The 17,732-nt window shown below is 67.1% G+C and carries 12 protein-coding genes; 5 read left to right on the top strand and 7 right to left on the bottom strand.

The window, feature by feature from the left end:
• Nucleotides 1–398: 398 nt before the first annotated feature.
• On the top strand, nucleotides 399–1,442 hold the full coding sequence (locus tag ACFOPH_RS24635) for an IS110 family transposase (RefSeq protein ID WP_379732773.1): 1,044 nt from the start codon (nucleotides 399–401) through the stop codon (nucleotides 1,440–1,442).
• Between the two features lie 289 nt (nucleotides 1,443–1,731).
• On the opposite strand, the gene ACFOPH_RS24630 is transcribed toward ACFOPH_RS24635, so the two are convergent.
• A complete protein-coding gene (locus ACFOPH_RS24630) occupies nucleotides 1,732–3,255 on the bottom strand; it encodes a dipeptidase (protein ID WP_379737788.1) in 1,524 nt (507 codons plus the stop codon).
• Between the two features lie 113 nt (nucleotides 3,256–3,368).
• Here ACFOPH_RS24630 and ACFOPH_RS24625 point away from each other — a divergent pair, with 113 nt between their 5' ends.
• Nucleotides 3,369–4,232, top strand: a complete 864-nt coding sequence (locus tag ACFOPH_RS24625) for a pirin family protein (RefSeq protein ID WP_379737785.1) — start codon at nucleotides 3,369–3,371, stop codon at nucleotides 4,230–4,232.
• 130 nt (nucleotides 4,233–4,362) lie between these two features.
• Entirely contained in the window at nucleotides 4,363–5,367 is a 1,005-nt protein-coding gene (locus tag ACFOPH_RS24620) for an asparaginase (RefSeq protein ID WP_312552247.1), read from the top strand.
• A 233-nt stretch (nucleotides 5,368–5,600) separates the two neighbouring features.
• On the opposite strand, the gene ACFOPH_RS24615 is transcribed toward ACFOPH_RS24620, so the two are convergent.
• Entirely contained in the window at nucleotides 5,601–6,461 is an 861-nt protein-coding gene (locus ACFOPH_RS24615) for a hypothetical protein (protein ID WP_379737782.1), read from the bottom strand.
• 178 nt (nucleotides 6,462–6,639) lie between these two features.
• Between ACFOPH_RS24615 and ACFOPH_RS24610 the strand changes: the two genes are divergently transcribed.
• A complete protein-coding gene (locus ACFOPH_RS24610; protein ID WP_379737780.1) occupies nucleotides 6,640–7,425 on the top strand; it encodes a hypothetical protein in 786 nt (261 codons plus the stop codon).
• Between the two features lie 41 nt (nucleotides 7,426–7,466).
• Here the strand turns inward: ACFOPH_RS24610 and ACFOPH_RS24605 are convergent, their stop codons facing one another.
• From ACFOPH_RS24605 to ACFOPH_RS24590, 4 genes are all read right to left on the bottom strand, one after another.
• Nucleotides 7,467–10,193, bottom strand: a complete 2,727-nt coding sequence (locus tag ACFOPH_RS24605; protein WP_379737778.1) for a GAF domain-containing protein — start codon at nucleotides 10,191–10,193, stop codon at nucleotides 7,467–7,469.
• Nucleotides 10,194–10,361: 168 nt separating this feature from the next.
• The gene (locus ACFOPH_RS24600; protein WP_379737775.1) at nucleotides 10,362–11,411 is read right to left on the bottom strand and encodes an aldose epimerase family protein; all 1,050 of its coding nucleotides are present in this window, start codon (nucleotides 11,409–11,411) and stop codon (nucleotides 10,362–10,364) included.
• A 246-nt stretch (nucleotides 11,412–11,657) separates the two neighbouring features.
• Nucleotides 11,658–13,373 carry a methyl-accepting chemotaxis protein gene (locus ACFOPH_RS24595; RefSeq protein ID WP_379737773.1) on the bottom strand — a complete coding sequence of 572 codons (1,716 nt, stop codon included), beginning with the start codon at nucleotides 13,371–13,373 and terminating at the stop codon, nucleotides 11,658–11,660.
• A gap of 25 nt (nucleotides 13,374–13,398) precedes the next feature.
• Nucleotides 13,399–13,878, bottom strand: coding sequence for a chemotaxis protein CheW (locus ACFOPH_RS24590; RefSeq protein WP_312548970.1), 480 nt, complete (start codon nucleotides 13,876–13,878; stop codon nucleotides 13,399–13,401).
• 312 nt (nucleotides 13,879–14,190) lie between these two features.
• Here ACFOPH_RS24590 and ACFOPH_RS24585 point away from each other — a divergent pair, with 312 nt between their 5' ends.
• Nucleotides 14,191–16,074, top strand: a complete 1,884-nt coding sequence (locus ACFOPH_RS24585) for a PAS domain S-box protein (RefSeq protein ID WP_379737771.1) — start codon at nucleotides 14,191–14,193, stop codon at nucleotides 16,072–16,074.
• Here the strand turns inward: ACFOPH_RS24585 and ACFOPH_RS24580 are convergent.
• A complete protein-coding gene (locus tag ACFOPH_RS24580) occupies nucleotides 16,064–17,689 on the bottom strand; it encodes a M28 family peptidase (protein WP_312548967.1) in 1,626 nt (541 codons plus the stop codon). The two genes, ACFOPH_RS24585 and ACFOPH_RS24580, sit on opposite strands and share 11 nt — an antisense overlap.
• Nucleotides 17,690–17,732 lie beyond the last annotated feature (43 nt).

The following is a 17,732-nucleotide window of genomic DNA, read 5'->3' as shown; positions in this document are numbered from 1 at the left end:
TGCCGAGAAGATGTAGGCATAAGCCTACAGAATGAATGGATGTATTTACGGTGTTCGCTAGGGCGAACTCTTACAAGCTCAGCAGTGGTTTTCGTAGGGTGGACACCTGTGTCCACGCGGGGTCATCGACGGAGAGCATGCGGCGTTCATCCAGATTCGTAGGGTGGGTACTTGTACCCACGCGGTATCACGATGCGATCAGATGCGACACAAACCAAAGTGCGCAGCGCATGAACGTATTACGTTGATCAGTGAAGCGTCGCGTACATTCACGCGATGAGACCGCGTGGGTACAAGTACCCACCCTAATGTGATGGACTCCACCCTCCTGATATCGGCATCATTGTGCCAAGCGTGCCAGATTGGACTGGCAAGCTAAAACAAGAGGGGGAGTCACCATGAATGCTAGCGCAAAAGTGGTTGGTTTGGATATTGCGAAGGACGTGTTCTTCGCGGTCGGGCTCGATGGACACGGCAAGCGGGTGTTCAAGCGTAAGCTTTCTCGAGACCAGGTGCTTGCGCAGTTCGCGCAGATGGCCCCGGCGATGATTGGTATCGAAGCCTGCGCAGGTTCGCATTACTGGGCACGCAAGCTCGTGGAAATGGGGCACGACGCCAAACTGATTGCGGCCCAACACGTCAGGGCATATGTCACTGGTAACAAAAACGACATGAACGACGCTGCTGCAATTGCCGAGGCACGCTCGCGCGGTTCGACCAAGTATGTGCCGATCAATACGGCTGCACAGCAAGATTTACAGATGCTGCACCGCGCTCGCAGCGCCCTGATGACAGAACGGGTGGCGATGATCAACAGGATCCGGGCATTTGCCGGCGAATATGGCCGGGTATTTCCCAAGCGCGTGGAAAGATTGCGCGACGGACTGAAAGCATGGCTGAACGATCCGGACAATGGTTTGTCTGGTATGGCCCTGGAGACATTCCGGGAGCTCAAGGCCCAGCTGGACGACAAGGACGAGAGGATTCAGGCGTACGACCGACGTTTGAATCAGGCAGCCAGGTCGGAACTGGCGAAGAAACTGATGGAAGTGCCGGGTGTAGGGCCGTTGACGGCAACGGCAGTGCAGGCAACGATCGCCGATCCGCACCACTACAAGAGCGCGCGAGACTTTGCAGCGAATTTAGGCCTCGTGCCACGCGAGCATAGCAGTGGAGGCAAGCAGCGCTTGTATGGCATTACCTGCAGGGGCGACAGCTACCTGCGCACCCTGCTCATACACGGAGCGCGCAGTGCGCTGAGAACAGCAAGCGGCAAGCCCGACAAGCTGCTGCAATGGGCAACAAGGCTGGCAGAACGGCGCAGTTTCAACGTTGCCGCGACTGCGCTGGCCAACAAGATGGCCAGGGTGATCTGGGCGCTGATCGCGCACGGACGTCCTTATGTTCCGGCCTGGTCGAAAGACACGCCCAGGCCGGCCTGAAAAGACTGTCGAGTAACTCAGCAACAACAAGGAGCAATCGCCAAGTTTGCGACGAGAAGAACGAATGATGCCAACAGGTCGAACCGGCGTCGGGTGAATCCGTAAACTGTAGTGGCCATCAAGGCCGTCACCCTATGAGGATCCTGACGCGCGTATCACATCAGGGCCAGAGCACTGGAAACGCTCAACATACAGGCCGAATAGATACAAGCAAACTCTTCCTAACGGCAAAAATTCAATCTTCTTCTTGCAAATCGGGTGGAGTCCATAGATACAGATGCGAAACCGCTTACTTCGCCAGCTCCGCCAGCACCGCCGTGTACATCTGCAAATTCAAATGCAGCTGCTTGAGCGTGATGAACTCATGCTCCGAGTGGCCCGTGTACACCTTGCCCGGCATGGCCGGCCCGAAGCTGACCGCGTTCGGGAACAGGCGCGAGTTGGTGCCGCCGCCGATCGCGATCGGCTTCGGGTCCTTGATGCCGGTGAAATACGAAAACACGTTCATCAGGACCGGCAGCTGGGGAGCGTCCTTGCGTACCCAGGGTTCGCCGGTGCGCACGACGATGTTCGACAGCGGCAGGTTGCGGCCCTGCCACTGGGCCAGCGCGGCGTTCACCTCGTTGGTCAGCTGCTCGATGCTCTTGCCTTGCGGCCTGCGCAGGTTGAGCGAGACCTCGATGCCGTCCGCGCGCTGGCGGATCACGGTCGGCGCCACCGTCATCGGGCCCATGAAGCTGTCGCGGTAGGCGATCGCGCCGAACTTCTCGCCGTACAGGCCGGTCCCCACCATCTCGTTCAGGTAGTTGACCACGGCGCCGGCCGTGGTGTTCGGCCAGGGCCGCACTGCCAGCGCGTCGGCCAGCATGGCGACCGCATTGACGCCGTCTTCCGGCTTGGACGAGTGCGCCGACACGCCGCGCGCGCGCACGTGCAGGTCGCTGCCCTTCCATTCGAATTCGTAGCGCATCCCGTCCTGCTTCGCGCCGCGCGCCTTGACCTGGGCTTCGAGCGCGGGCGTGGCGTTGGCGACGACGGCGCTGGCGTCCTCGGGAATCTGGCTGTTGAAGAAACCGCCGGCAAAGGCGGCGATGTGCGGCTCGCCCGCGCTTGGCACGGCCGCGCCGGCCTTCGGCAGGGTCACCGCGATCGTGCCGGACGCCTTCTCGGCCACCACCGCCGGATACTCGGCGTCGAGGGTGATGTTCATCTGCGGCGGTTCGTGGGTCTTCAGGAACTCGACCAGCGGCTCCCAGTTCGACTCTTCGCCCATGTACACGTAGAGCTCGATCCGCTTGGACAGCGGCAGCTGCTGGTCCTTCAGCGCCTTCATCGCGTACAGCGCCGTCGCGATCGGGCCCTTGTCGTCCTCGGCGCCGCGCGCCAGCAGTTTACCGGGCTCGCTGGTCTGGTCCAGCTCGAAGGGCGACTTCTTCCATTTCGTCGGGTCGACCGGCTGCACGTCGCCGTGGGTCACGATGCCGACGCGCTCCTCGCTTTTCCCCATGCCGATCACGACCACCCAGCCATGGTCGGCGACATCGAAACCGAGACGCTCCGCCTCGGTCTTCAGGGCGTTCTTGAAGGCGATGTGCTGGGGGTCGCGGTCCGAGGGAAGGTTGGGGTCGGCCACGGTGTTGTAGCTGACCAGCTTGGCGAGGGTATCGACCACTGCGGTGCGGTAGGTCGTCACCGCGTACTTGGCGGCCTTGACGGCGGCGTCGCCTGGAACCGTCTGGGCAGGGTTCGGCGCGTCGGCGAAGGCGTGCGCCATGCAGGCCAGCAGCAGGCTGGCGATCATCGTTCTTTTCATATTTTGCCGTGTCTCCATTGCAAAGGCGCAAGGAGTCTAGCACAGCACCTCGCGGCAGGCCGGCCGCCAATCCGGTATCGTGACAGGCATCGAAGAACAACCCGAGAGCAGCCATGAGCGACAAGAACGTACGCCGGGTCCACCCGGCCCTGCGCGACGATATCGGCGACCTGGTCACCCAGCGTCCGGTACCCAGCCCCCATCTCGACCAGGTCGATCCCTTCCTGTTCCTGAACCACCACGGCCCGCAGACCTACCCGCCGCACAACCGCGGCCTGCCCTTCGGGCCGCATCCGCACCGCGGCTTCGAGACCGTCACCTTCATCCTCGAGGGCATGCTGATGCACAAGGACAGCGCCGGCTACAAAAGCGTGATCCATGCCGGCGGCGTGCAATGGATGACGGCCGGCAGCGGCCTGGTCCACGCGGAGATCTCGCCGCGCGAATTCCTGGAACATGGCGGCCCGCTGGAAATCCTGCAGTTGTGGGTCAACCTGCCGCCGCACCTGAAGATGACCCAGCCGGCCTATACCGGCCTGCAGAAGGACGACATTCCCGCCCTCGCGCTGGACGGCGGCCGGGTGACCATGCACCTGGTCGCTGGCGAATGGGAGGGCCAGGCCGGTCCAATCCAGTCCCTGACCGGCGTCTTCATGAGCACCGTCGCCTTCCAGGCCGGCGGGCGCCTGCGCGTGCGCAACCTGGCGAACCGCAACGTCTTCCTCTACATCGTGCGCGGCGCCCTGCAGGCCGGCGTGGCCGAGGACCGGGTCGGCGCCTGCCACCTGGTCGAACTCAGCAGCGAAGGCGACGAAGTCGAGCTGTTCGCGCCGGAAGACGCCTTCGTCTTGTTCGGCCATGCCGAGCCGATCGGCGCGCCGGTGGTGTCGCACGGCCCGTTCGTGATGAATACCCGCGCCGAGATCGAACAGGCGATCCGCGACTACCAGGCCGGCCGCTTTGGGCCACCAATGTAAGTGCAAGGCGTGGCGACGCAGCCGTGGCGCTGCGTTGGCGCCGGCTGGATTAGAGTAGGCGGGTCAACCACTTTCGCGAGACCCGAGCATGCAAGCTGTTCCCTCAGTGACTCCCGCAGTTGCTCCACTAGTGGCCACCACGCGTGGCTATCCCGCCACCGGCTACACCGTGGAAAACGTGCACGCCGGCTCGGTCGCCGTCGTCGACAAGGACGGCCGCCTGCTGGCCTGGGCCGGCGACCCGCAGTACCAGACCTTTACCCGTTCCGCCCTGAAGCCCTTCCAGGCCCTGCCCTTCCTGCTATCAAGCGGGCCGGAGAAGTTCGGCCTGGCCGAGGAAGAGTTGGCGCTGCTGTGCGCCAGCCATTCGGGCGAGGAGAAGCACCTGGCCGGCGTCCATTCCATCCTGGACAAGATCGGCATGCGCGTCGAGCACCTCGAATGCGGCTGCGCCGTGCCGCTGTACTACGATTTCGTGAACCTGCCGGCGCCGATCGACCGCCAGTGGACCGCCGCCCACCACAACTGTTCCGGCAAGCACAGCGGCTTTCTCGGCTGGTGCCGCCTGCACGGCGCCCCGACCGCCAACTATGTCGACCCGGACCACCCGCTGCAGCGCGCGATCCGCGCCGCCCTCGCCGACGCCGTCGACCTGCCGGAGTCGCGCATGCCGATGGGGATCGACGGCTGCTCGGCGCCCAACTACGCGCTGCCGCTGGCGAAGCTGGCGCATCTTTATGCGCGCCTGGCGCAGGGGCCAAGCGACGCGCGCCTGGGCCAGGCCCTGGGTCCCCTGTTCGACGCCATGACCCACCGCCCCGACATGGTGTCCGGCACCGAGCGCACCGACCTGGTCTGGATGACGGCCGGCGGCGGCGACTGGGTGGCGAAGGTGGGCGCCGACGCGGTGCAAGCCTTCGGCATCCGCTCGGCCGGGATCGGCATCGCGATCAAGATCGCCGACGGCAACAGCCGCGGCATGCACACGGTGACCTACAACGTGCTCGACCAGCTCGGCCTGCTCGACGACGCCAAGCGCACGGTACTCGAACGCTTCCGCCGGCCGGAAATCCGCAACGCCCGCGGCACGCTGGCGGGCGACATGCGGCCGCTGTTCACGCTGCAGCGGGCCTAAGCGGCCCGCTTTCGTAGGGTGGGGTCATTGATGCCGGGGGCATCAATGACGTGCCCACGCGGAACGCGCGTCAATGTTGGCGCCAGTCGCACCGCATCAGTCAATCCATGTTGACGCCTCAGATGATCATTCGGAGGCGTTTCGACATTCACGCTGTAGGTCTGCGCACTTGGCTGTTACCGCGCACCGTTCCGCGTGGGCACGGCGTGCCCACCCTACGGGAGACGCCGCGTTCATTCGACCATCCGCCTGATCATTCCCGCCAGCGGCGCCAGCACCGCGTCGTCCTGCCAGTAGGCGTTGTGCGACAGCGGATTCCAGCTCTTGAGCACCCAGGCCACCGCGCCCTGCCCGGCATTGATCGCGCGGTCCTGCACCAGCAGGCGGTAGCCTTCGGACAGCGGCTGCAGCGGCCAGCCAAGCACGTCGTCCGGATCGTACAGGTTCAACCACTGGAACATCGGCGTCGGCGGCGCGATCGGCTTGATGTGCATTTCCTTGTGCGCGGCGACGAAGATCGGGATGTTGCAGCCGGTCGTGAGCAGGCCGGTGCAGATGCCGCCCGCGAGATATTGCTTCTCGCGCTCGCTCAGCACGCGCCCGACGGCCGCGCGCGCCCAGCCGTCGATGTCGCGCCAGACCCCGGCCTGGACCAGGCCGCCGGCCAGCGCCTTCTGGGCGTCGTACAGGTAGCTCGACAAGACCTGGCAGCCCAGCGAGTGCGCCAGGAACACCACCGGCATGGCCGGGTTGGCGGTGCAGGCGCCGAGCAGGTTGCGTGCGATCTCGCCCTGGGCCAGCTCGTAGACCGAGCCCGGGATCTCCTTGCGGTTCTCCAGCCCGGCGGCGTCGGCGAAGCCGAACAGCATGAACTTGCGCAGGTCGTCGTAATGGACCTTGCTCTGGCGGTCGACGCGGTTCCAGATGGTCTGCTCGTTCTTCTGCAGGATGTCCTGGTAGTACACCGAATAACAGGCCAGCCGCTCGCGCAGTGCGGGACCGAGGCGCGCGCGCATCTGCCCGAACACGCCCGCTGCGTAGTCGCGGGGCGTTTCGCCCATTCCGTGGACGGTGACGAGTGCAACAGTAGGCATGGCGGCCTCCCCGTGAAAAATATCCGCAAGGTCGGATGTCGGAATTTCCCTCACCTGTGAGGTGAATTCCTGACGCCAGCTTACCACCACGGAAGGCCAGCGGGACGGCGCACGCGCGCTTCGCCGAGCGGGCAGCGGACAGTACAATCGGCAGCATCGCCTGCCGACCAGGACCTCCATGACCGACCTGCTGTTCCCGCGCTACGTCGACGCCATCCGCGCCCTCGATCTCGCGCGCATCGCGACGCCCGCACAGATTCCCGCTGCATTCCTGCTGGCGCGCGAAGGCCGCTACAGCGTCCACTACATCCCCTTCGAGCACGTGAATCCGCATGCGCGGCTGGTCGTGGTCGGCATCGCGCCGGGCTTTGTGCAATGGAAGAATGCGATGGCCGAGGCCCAGCGCCAGCTGGCCGCCGGTGCCTCGACGGAAGCGCTGCTGCGCGCCGCGCGCCTGGCCGGCGCCTTCAGCGGCGCGATCCGGCCCAACTTCGTGGCCCTGCTGGACGCGATCGGCATGCAGCGCTGGCTCGGCATCGCCAGCTGCGCCAGCCTGTTCGGCGCGGATGCCGACCTGGTCCACATCGGCGCCATCCTGCGCCACCCGGTGTTCGTCGACGCCAGGAACTACAGCGGCTCGCCCGGCATGGCGAAGGTCCCCTTCCTGCGCGCGCAGGTGCTGCAGTGGTTTGCGCAGGAAGCGGCCCGGTTGCCGGACGCCCTTTACATCCCGATGGGCGCCAGCGTGGCCGAGGGGCTGGACTGGCTGGCCGATGAAGGCATCATCCGGCGCGAACGCATCCTGCACGGCCTGCCGCATCCATCCGGCGCGAACGCCGAGCGGGTCGCCTATTTCCTCGGGCGCAAAGCACGGGAGACGCTGTCGGCCAAGACCAATGCCGGCCAGCTCGACCTGGCGCGCGACAGGCTGCTGGCGCAGATGGCTGCGCTGATGCCGACCTGAGGCACGTGGTGTCGAACGTGGTGTGAACGCGCGAACTGCGCCTAAGGTTCCTGCGCCGGCACCACCGTCTGCAGGATCTTGAGCAGCGCCGCCATGTCGATCGGCTTGACCAGGTGGTGGGCGAATCCGGCTTCCAGCGCCCGTGCGCGGTCGCGCGCCTGGCCGTAGCCGGTGGCCGCGACCAGGACCGTGTGGCGCGTTTCGCGCTGCCCGCGCAGCAGGCCGGCGAGCTGGTAGCCGTCCATGTCCGGCAGGCCGATATCGACCAGCATCGCGTCCGGCCGCTCGCCGGTCGCGCGGCGCAGCGCCGCCATCGCGGTGTATTCCACCATCACGGCATGGCCCTGGGCCTTGAGTAGGGTCGCCAGGCTGTCGGCCGCGTCCTCGTTGTCGTCGACCACGATCAGGCGCAGCCGGCGCTTCCGGTCCGGGGCGTCCACGCGGGGATCATGCACACCGGCGCCGCCCGCTGCGGCCGGCGCCGAGGCTTCGCCCGCCGCCAGGCAAGGCAGCTCGATCATGAACACGCTGCCCTTGCCGACGCCGGGACTATGCGCCGCCACGCTGCCGCCGTGCAGCTCGATCAGCTTCTTGACCAGCGCCAGGCCGAGACCCAGCCCGCCCTGCGAGCGCGCCAGCGTGCGCGCGCCCTGGGTGAACAGTTCGAACACGCTCGGCAGCAGCTCCAGCGGCATGCCCGAGCCGTTGTCGCGCACGCGCAGGCGCAGGCGCTGGCCGTCGCTCTCCAGCTCGGCGGCAATCGCCCCGCCCTGGGGCGTGTACTTGGCCGCGTTGTTCAGGATGTTGGCCACCGACTGGATCAGGCGCGTCTGGTCGCCGCACACGCGCACCGGATCCGGCGGCAGCGCGACCTCGATGCGGTGGCGCTTCTCCTCGATCAGCGGGCGGGTCTGGTCGAGCGCGCTGCGCACGACGTCGCGGAAATCGACCTCGCCCAGCTGCAGCGTGACCAGCCCGCGCGTCACGCGCGAGACGTCCAGCAGGTCGTCGATCAGGCGGCTCATGTGGCGCACCTGGCGCGAGATGATGGCGCTGGTCTGGCGGATGCGCGGCTCCTCGGCGAACTGGATGCTCAGCAGGCTGGCCGAACTGCTGATCGGCGCCAGCGGGTTGCGCAGCTCGTGCGCCAGCATCGCCAGGAACTCGTCCTTCATGCGGCTCATGCGCTCGGCCTCGACGCGCGCCATGCGTTCGCTCTGCAGCAGCGCGTCGCGCTCCAGCGCCGATTTCTGCGCCACCTCGTACAGGCGCGCATTGTCCATCGCCACCGCCGCCTGGGCGGCGACGCCGGCGACGATGCGCTCGGTGCGCTCGGTGAATACGTCGGCTTCGGGATGGCCGAAGATCAGGCCGCCCAGCACCAAGCCGGAACGCGAGACCACCGGCACCGCCAGGTAGCTGCGCACCGTCAGGTGCCCGGCCGGCATGCCGTGGTGCGGGCCGGCCGGGCCATAGCGCGGGTCCTGGGTGATGTCGGCGCTGCGCAGCGCCGCCTGGCCGTGGAAGGTCGGGTTGAACAGCCCGGTCGGACGCGGCGCGCCCAGCTGCGCGAAGTCCTCGCGCGCGGCGCCCGACAGCGTGTAGAGCTGCATGACTTCGCCGTGCTCGCCGACGCCGTTGTAGAAGAAGGCGCCGAAGCGCGCGCCGCTCAGCTGGGTGCCGGCGTCGGTGATCGCCTGCAGCAGGGTGTTCAGGTCGAGCGTCGAGGCCAGCGCCTGGCCGGTGCGGTTCAGCACCTCGAGGATGCGCGTCTCGTCGCGCAGCGTCTCCTCCACGCGCGCGCGGCGCAGCGCCTCGCGCGTATGGCGCGCCACGTCCTCGGCCAGCACGGTTTCGCGCTCGCTCCAGTGACGCGGATGCGGCTCGTGCAGGTAGAAGATCGCCGCCAGCCGGCCGCCCTCGATGATCGGGACGACGATCATCGCACGCGCGCCGATGCTGGCATAACCGGCGGCATAGGGCGCCGCGCGCGGATCGGCCGCGATGTCGTCCAGGCGCAGCACCTTCCCCTCGCGCAGCTGTTCGACGATGGCCGGACCGAAGCTGTCGAGCGGGCGGGTCTCGCCGGCCAGGCTGGCGATGCTGCCGTCGGTCCAGTCGCGCTCGACGCTGACGACCTCGCCGGCGGCATCGATCTCGCCGTAGCCGACCCGCCCGACGGCGAAATGCCTGCCCATCAGGCTGCTGGCCGCCTCCATGATCTCGACCGGATCGGCCAGTTCGCGCAGCACGGCGCTCAGTTTCAGGTGGAAGCCGTGCTGCTGCGCGGCCACCACGCTGGCGGTGGTATCGGTCAGCACGCAATACACGCCGGCGCTGCGCTCGCCGTCGTGCACCGGCGAGAACGACAGCGTCACGTACAGGGGCCGGCCGCCGCCCTTCCCGCCTTGTTTCCCATCGCTGAACTGCACGTTCTCGAGCAGGAAGCTCTTGCCGGCGAGCGCGCCGGACGCCACCGGCAGGACGGCAGCCCATTCGTCGGTACAGACCTCGGCCAGCGGCCGGCCATAGGCGTGCGGATGGCGTTCGCCGAGCAGCGCGGCGCAGGCGTCGTTGTACACCACGCGCAGCGCCGGCCCCCAGGCCACGAACATCGGAAAGCGCGATCCCAGCATCAGGTCCATGATCGCGCGCAGCGGCGCGGGCCAGGTCTCGCGCGGGCCGAGCGGCGCGTCCGAGCACGGAAGAGTGCCGTCCGGCCCGGCACTGGCGGCACTGGCAAATGCGGAATCGATCGCAGAATTCATTCAGGTCCCCGTCGTCACCGCGCTGACGCGCGGCTTATCTTCTAGTCAAATGATTATATCCGCCGCAGCGGAGTTTTAACATTTGACGGTCAGCCGTGATCACGGCATGCACGACGGGTAGAAGGAACAGGCGGACAGCCTCGATGGACGCTGGGGCGCTTAGCTTCCTTAGTTCTCCACCGAGAACCGGAAGCGCGACTCGGTCTCGTAGACCTCGCCCGGGCGCAGGATGGTGTTCGGGAAGGCCGGCTGGTTCGGCGAATCAGGAAAGTGCTGGGGTTCGAGGCAGAAACCGCCGCGGTAGCCGTAGACCTGCCCTTTACCCTGGAGGGAACCGTCGAGGAAGTTCCCGCTGTAGAACTGCACGCCGGGCTCCTGGGTGAACAGTTCCAGCACGCGGCCCGACACCGGTTCGACCACGCGGGCGGCGCGCGTCAGCGCCTTCGCGTCCGGCTTGTTCAGGGCGTAGCAATGGTCGTAGCCGCCGCCGTGGCGCAACTGTTCGTCGTCCTCCCCGATGCGCTCGCCGATCGCGCGCGGGCTGCGGAAGTCGAAAGGCGTGCCGGCCACCGGCGCCAGCTGTCCGTAGGGAATCAGGTCGGCGTCGATCGCGACAAAGGCGTCGGCGTCGATCGTCAATTGGTGATCGAGGATGGAACCGCCGCCGGCCAGGTTGAAATAACTGTGCTGGGTCAGGTTGACCGGGGTGGCGCGGTCGGTCACGGCGTGGAAGCGCACGACGATCTCGTTGTCGTCGGTCAGCCGATAGCGCACCGTGGCATCGAGCGTGCCGGGGTAGCCCTGTTCGCCGTCGACGCTGCGGTAGGCCAGCACCAGCTCCTCGCCCTCGATCCGGGCCTGCCACAGCACGCGGTCGAAGCCCTGGATACCACCGTGCAGGTGGTTCTTGCCGTTGTTGACCGGAAGCCAGTACTGCTGGCCGTCGAGCGTGAAGCGTCCGCCCGCGATGCGGTTGCCGTAGCGGCCGATCAGGGCGCCGAAATAGGGGCTGTCGGCGCGGTAGGGATCAAGGGTGTCGAAGCCGAGCGCCACGTCCTGCATCGCGCCGGCGCGGTCGGGGACGTGGATCTCGGTGATGATGCCGCCGAAGTCCAGGATCCTGACGGTCATGCGGTTGGCGTTTGCGAGCGTGAAGATGCTGACCTGCTCGCCGTTGGGGAGTGTGCCGAAGGGGGCTTGCTGGATGGGGGCTTGCACGGGTGTCGGTCCTCCTGGTCAAGGTGGTTCGATGCTAGCACGGAGGTGGGTGGGGTTTGCGCAGCTTTGCCTGAGAGAATGCAGCGGGGCCGTGGGCGGCGGTTCAAGGCGGTGAATGCCAGGCCGCGGTGATGCCGGCCGGGTAGCGCGTGGGTTCGAGAACCCACCCTACGCCCTACTCCAGAGCCAACAAAAAAAGGGCCTGCATGACGCAGGCCCTTCTTCAGTCGATCAGGCTAAACGGGATCAGAACTCTTCCCATTCCGCGTCGGCGCTGGCCTTGGCGGCGGCCGGCTTCGATGCCGGCTTGCGCGCCGGTGCCGGGCGGGCGGCGGGCTTGGCCAGGGCCGGGCGGGCCGGCGCGGTGCGCACCACGGGAGCGACCGGCTGGGCGGCGGCAGGCTGCGCCACGGCGTGCGCGTCGACGCGGAATACGCTCACCGCCTCGGCCAGCTTGCCGGCCTGCTCCTGCATCGCGGCCGACGCGGCGGCGGCCTGCTCGACCAGGGCAGCGTTCTGCTGGGTCACCTGGTCCATCTGGGCCACGGCTTCGTTGATCTGCTCGATGCCGGCGGTCTGCTCGCCGCTGGCGGCGGTGATCTCGCTCATGATGTCGGTCACGCGGCGCACGCTCTCGACGATCTCGGTCATGGTCGCGCCGGCCTCGCTCACCAGCTTGCTGCCCGCTGCCACGGCCTGGGTCGAGTCGCCGATCAGGCCCTTGATTTCCTTGGCGGCCGCGGCCGAGCGCTGGGCCAGGTTGCGCACTTCGGTCGCGACCACGGCAAAGCCGCGGCCCTGCTCGCCGGCGCGCGCCGCTTCCACGGCCGCGTTCAGCGCCAGGATATTGGTCTGGAAGGCGATGCCGTCGATGACGCCGATGATGTCGGCGATCTTGCCGGCCGAGGTATTGATCTGGTCCATCGTGCCGACCACGTCGCCGATCACGCGCCCGCCGCGCTCGGCCACGTTCGACGCCGCCTCGGCCAGGGTATTCGCCTGGCGCGCATTGTCGGCATTCTGCTTGACGGTCGAGGTCAGTTCCTCCATCGAGGACGCGGTCTCTTCCAGCGAGGAGGCCTGCTGCTCGGTGCGCGAGGACAGGTCCAGGCTGCCGGCCGCGACTTCGGCGGCCGCGGTGCCGATGGTGTCGGTGCCGCTGCGGACCGTGGTGACGGTGCGCACCAGGTTTTCGTTCATGGACTTCAGGGCCTGCAGCAGCATGCCGGTCTCGTCGCGGCCGGTGACCTCGATGCGGCTGGTCAGGTCGCCGGCGGCGACGGTGTTCGCCACATCCAGCGCGCGCGCCAACGGACGGGTGATCGAGCGGGTATTCCACCAGGCGACCAGGGCGGCGATCGCCAGCGAGACCAGGGACAGCACGATCATCATCAGGCGCGTCGACTGCTCGGTGGCGTGGGCCTCTTCGGCGCGCGTGGTGGCCATCTTCTGCTGCAGCGCGATCTGGTCGTTGACGGCCCCCTTCAGCTCGGCGAGCGCCGGACGCAGGACCGTCTTCAGGAAGTCGCGCGCACCCTGCTCGTCGCCGGCCTCGATGCGCTTGATCAGCTCCTGCTGGCCCTGCACATATTTCTCGTTTGCCGCCAGCATGCGCTCGAGGATCGCCCGCGTATCCGGCTTCGTCAGCCGCTTGTTCAGCTCCGCCAGTTTTTCCTGGCTGGTGCGGCGCGAGCTTTCGATCTCATCGAGCTGCTTCTGGCGATCTGCCGGGTCGGCATCCAGCATCATGTTGCGTAGTGCGACAGCGACATCGTTGATTTCCGCCAGCACCGCACTGGTGGCGTTCGTGTTCGGAATACTGCGTTCGGCCAACTCGGCCGTGCCGGCGCTGACCCGCGACACCATGTTGATGGCGAATATCTGGCTGCCCAGCAGCAGGACGCCGACGATGCCGAAGCCGATGGCCAGGCGCTTTGCGATGTTCAGGTTCGAAAGATTCATGAAAATTAAAGATTAAATAGAGACGTCAGGCCGCTTCGGCCATGGAATTGATCAGGCCCATCTCGGGCGAAGCCAGCAGGCGCTCGATATCGAGCAGGATCAGCATGCGTTCGCCGACCGTCCCCAGGCCCAGCAGGTGCTCGGCATCGATGCCGCCGCCCAGCGCCGGGGCCGGACGCACCTGTTCGGGCGCGAGCGTGATCACGTCCGACACGCTGTCGACCACCATGCCGATCACGTGGCTGCCGATGTTCAGGATGATGACGACGGTGAAACTGTCGTACTCCGCCTTGCCCAGGTTGAACTTGATGCGCATGTCGACGATCGGCACGATCTGGCCGCGCAGGTTGATCACGCCCTTCAGGAAGGCCGGCGCACTGGCGATGCGCGTCACCGCGTCGTAGCCGCGGATCTCCTGCACCTTCAGGATGCTGATCCCGTATTCTTCCTGCCCGAGCCGGAAGGACAGCACTTCCAGCTCGTCGAGCTTGCTTGATTCAGTCACGTTTTCTCCAAATGATGTGTTGCGGGCGCGCGGCGCCTCAGCGGCAGTAAATTGCCACACGGAAAGGAGATTACGGCGAGCTCGACGGGAACTCGATGAAGAATTGTTAAGGGAGCGAAAAAAAGTGTGAACTGAACGGGGTGCATTGCATAAATACGACAGCCCTGGCTCAGTTCGCCATGTCATCGGGCCAAGTTCTTGTGATATTTGCATGCAACAAGGTGCGCGCAGGGGCGTGCATACGATCTGCTACAGTGCAGGGCAACCACAAGCCACACGGCGTCCGGCCGCGGCCGGCCCCGCACCGAATCCATGCCCGCAGCCAGTCCCCACCCCGCCGAAGCCGAACGCCAGAAATTGCTGGACGCGCTCGGCCTGCTCGACACCGATGCCGAGGAGGTCCTCGACCGCATCACCCGCCTGGTGGCGCGCCTGCTGAAGGTGCCGATCGCCCTGTTCTCCCTGGTCGACGCCGAGCGCCAATGCTTCAAGTCGTGCGTCGGCATGCAAGAGCGCGCGATGCCGCGCACGCAGGCCTTCTGCGCCCATGCCATCCTGCAGGACCAGCCGCTGGTCGTGTCCGACGCGCGCAGCGACGCGCGCTTCGCCGACAATCCGCTGGTGACGGGGGCGCCCCACATCCGCTTCTACGCCGGCGTGCCGATCCGCTCGAGCGCCGGGCTCCCGATCGGTACCCTGTGCGCGCTCGACGACCATGCACGCGTGCTGACGGCCGACGAATTGTGCGTCATGATCGACCTGGCCGAAATGGTGCAGAAGGAAGTGCAGTACCGCGAGCACCTGGCGCTGGCCGGGCGCCACCTGCGCCATGCGGAAGCGGTGCGCGGCGCCAGCGAGGCGGCCTTTCGCTCGATCTTCGACCTTGCCAGCATCGGCATGGCGCTGGTCGCGCCGGACGGCGGCTGGATCAACGTCAACCGCGCCATGTGCGAGATCGTCGGCTACACCGAGGACGAACTGCGGCAACTGACCTTCCAGGACATCACCCATCCCGACGACCTCGACTCCGACCTGGAACTGGCCGCGTGCCTGCGCACCGGCGCCCGCGAACGATACCAGCTCGACAAGCGCTACGTGCGCAAGGACGGCAGCGTGGTCTGGGCCAACCTGAACGTGAGCTGCAAGCGCGATGCGGCCGGCGAGGTCGCATATTTCGTGGTGATGGTGAAGGACATCCAGGCCCAGAAGGAGGCGCAGGCGGCGCTGGGCGCCCTGCACGCCGAGCTCGAGGCGCGCGTGGCCAGCCGCACGCGCGAACTGCGCGAACGCGAGCTGGAACTGCGCAGTGTGCTCGAGAGCGCCAACGATGCCTACATCGGCCTGGACGAGACCGGCATCGTCACCGTCTGGAACCGCGCCGCCGAACAGACCTTCGGCTACGCCGCCCTGGAAGCGGTCGGCCGGCCGCTCGAAGGGCTGATCATCCCGCCCGAGCTGGCGCGCGCCCACCGCGAGGGCATGCTGCGCTACCTCACGCACGGGGAGTCGACCGTGCTGGGCAAGCGGCTCGAACTGCCGGCCGTGCGGCGCGACGGTTCGCGCCTGACGGTCGAGGTGCGCATGAACGCGCTGGAAATTCGCGGGCAGCGGATGTTCAGCGCCTTCCTGCACGATATTTCGGAACGCAAGCAGGCTGAAGCGCAACGCGAATACGAATCGCGGCACGACGCGCTGACCGGACTATCGAACCGGCGCGCCCTGTTCGAGGTCCTGCCGATCGCGCAAGCCCGCGCCACCCGCAGCGGCCGGAGCCTGGGCCTGCTGTTCATCGGCCTGGACGGCTTCAAGGCCGTCAACGACAGGCTCGGGCACGAGGCCGGCGACCGCCTGCTGGCCGAGATCGCGGCGCGCCTGCGCGGCGTGGTGCGCAAGACCGACAGCGTGTTCCGCCTGGCCGGCGACGAGTTCACCGTGCTGCTCGAGGGCCTGGCCGACGGCGGCTGCGCCCACGTGGCGGCGGCCAAGATCATCGAGGCCATCGGCCGGCCGGTGCCGATCGGCGCTGCCGCGGCCCAGGTCGGCGCCAGCATCGGCCTGGCCCTGTTCGTACCGGGCGGCCAGGCCAGCCCGGAAAAGCTGATCCGCGAGGCCGACGAGCGCATGTACCAGGCCAAGCGCGCCGGCAAGGGCCGGATCTTCCCGCAGCCCGCCTTCCCGACTGGCCTTAGCGCTTGACGCTGCCGAAGGGATCGCCCTTCTTCCAGGTCGGCATGGCCGGCGCATTTGCCACCGCATAGCCCAGGTTCAGGGTGAACTGGGCCTGCTGCAGCATGCCCGACAAATCCCACTCCGGCCGGTACTCGTCCGTTACCTGGTGGTAGTCCTTCTTGTAGCCGACCATCTTCGCGCTGGCCTGGGCCTGGCCGTGCTCGAACTCGAAGTGGCCGTCGCCCGAGAACACGGCCGAACCGACGTTAAAGGCCGGCACGCCCGCCTTGGCGAAACTGAAGTGGTCGGCGCGGAAGTAGGCGCCGGACATGTCGGGAATGCTCGGGGCCAGCTTCAGGCCCATCTTCTTCGCCACGCCGGCGGCGGTGTCGTACAGGCTGCTGCGCTCGGCGCCGGGCACGCCGATGTCCCTGGTGCGGCCGACGAAATTCAGGCTGTCGAGATTCAGGTCGGCGGCCGTCTTCGCCAGCGGCACGACCGGATTGGCGACATAGGCGGCGCTGCCCAGCAGGCCCTGCTCCTCGGCCGCCGGCCACAGGAACACCTGGGTGCGGCGCGCCGGCTTGCGCACCGCTTCGGCGGCCATCGCCAGCAGCGCGGCGGTGCCGGTGGCGTTGTCGATCGCGCCGTTGAAGACGTGGTCGCGGCCGCTGCCGAGCTTTTCGTCGATGCCGAAGTGGTCCCAGTGGGCCGAATACACCACTGCCTGCTCCTTCAGTTTCGGATCAAGGCCGGGAACGATCCCGACCACGTTGAACTGCTCGACCTGGCGCACGGTCGATGTCATCTGCACGCGCGCCGCGGTCTTCAGCTCGACCGGCTTGAAATCGCGCCGCTCGGCCTGGGCGCGCAGGGTATCGAGGTCGACGCCGGCGGCGGCGAACAGCGCGCGCGCCGTGTCTTCCTGCAGCCAGCCTTCGATCGGGTTGCCTGGACCGGCCAGTCGGAAGCGCTCGTGCGAGAAGCTGTTGGCCGGCACGCTCCAGGCATACGACGCCGACGGCGTGGTATGGATCAGGAGCGCCCCGGCCGCGCCGCGGCGCGCCGCTTCCTCGAATTTATAGACCCAGCGGCCGTACCAGGTGTAGGCCTTGCCGGCGAAGCGGTTCGGCTCCTCGGCCGTCGGCTGCGGATCGTCGACCATCATGACCAGGATCTTGCCTTTCACGTCCTGGCCCTTGTAGTCGTCCCACTGTTCCTCGGGCGCCGAGACGCCGTAGCCGACGAAGACCAGCGGCGCGTCGAAGGCAACCTCGTTCTTGCCGCTGGCGGTGCCGAACACGATGCCTTCGCCCGGCTTGGGGGCGATGCGCTTGCCGCCGGCGTCGAACACGACGCTGCCGCTCACCAGCCGCGTGCCCTGGATCGGCACCGGCTGGCGGTAGCCGCCGTTCGGCAGCGGCTGCAGGCCGATCGCGGCGGCCTGGGTTTCCAGGTAGCGCACCGTCAGTTCGCCGCCGCGCTGGCCGGTGCCGCGGCCTTCCAGCAGGTCGTCGGCCAGGAAGGACAGGTGGGCGCGCAGCGCCGGCTCTTTCAAGGTCGGCGCTTCCTGGGCGAAGGCGGACAAGGACAGGCTGAAGGCGGCGCAGGCCGCGGCGAGGGCTGGAGTGCGAAGACGCATCGGGTGGTCCATGAAGTGACGTGAATCGCAACATGGTACAGCA

It is taken from the genome of Massilia haematophila (assembly GCF_042647645.1).
Classification (GTDB): domain Bacteria; phylum Pseudomonadota; class Gammaproteobacteria; order Burkholderiales; family Burkholderiaceae_D; genus Telluria; species Telluria haematophila.
Note: the sequence above shows the minus strand (reverse complement) of the source record. Positions and strands in the feature narration are given on the sequence as shown.

Excerpts from the sequence above, each read along its gene's own strand:
- ACFOPH_RS24580 (WP_312548967.1), bottom strand. The coding sequence starts at position 17,689 with ATGCGTCTTCGCACTCCAGCCCTCGCCGCGGCCTGCGCCGCCTTCAGC.
- ACFOPH_RS24635 (WP_379732773.1), top strand. The coding sequence starts at position 399 with ATGAATGCTAGCGCAAAAGTGGTTGGTTTGGATATTGCGAAGGACGTG.
- ACFOPH_RS24615 (WP_379737782.1), bottom strand. The coding sequence starts at position 6,461 with ATGCCTACTGTTGCACTCGTCACCGTCCACGGAATGGGCGAAACGCCC.
- ACFOPH_RS24605 (WP_379737778.1), bottom strand. The coding sequence starts at position 10,193 with ATGAATTCTGCGATCGATTCCGCATTTGCCAGTGCCGCCAGTGCCGGG.
- ACFOPH_RS24585 (WP_379737771.1), top strand. The coding sequence starts at position 14,191 with ATGCCCGCAGCCAGTCCCCACCCCGCCGAAGCCGAACGCCAGAAATTG.
- ACFOPH_RS24610 (WP_379737780.1), top strand. The coding sequence starts at position 6,640 with ATGACCGACCTGCTGTTCCCGCGCTACGTCGACGCCATCCGCGCCCTC.
- ACFOPH_RS24625 (WP_379737785.1), top strand. The coding sequence starts at position 3,369 with ATGAGCGACAAGAACGTACGCCGGGTCCACCCGGCCCTGCGCGACGAT.
- ACFOPH_RS24630 (WP_379737788.1), bottom strand. The coding sequence starts at position 3,255 with ATGAAAAGAACGATGATCGCCAGCCTGCTGCTGGCCTGCATGGCGCAC.
- ACFOPH_RS24595 (WP_379737773.1), bottom strand. The coding sequence starts at position 13,373 with ATGAATCTTTCGAACCTGAACATCGCAAAGCGCCTGGCCATCGGCTTC.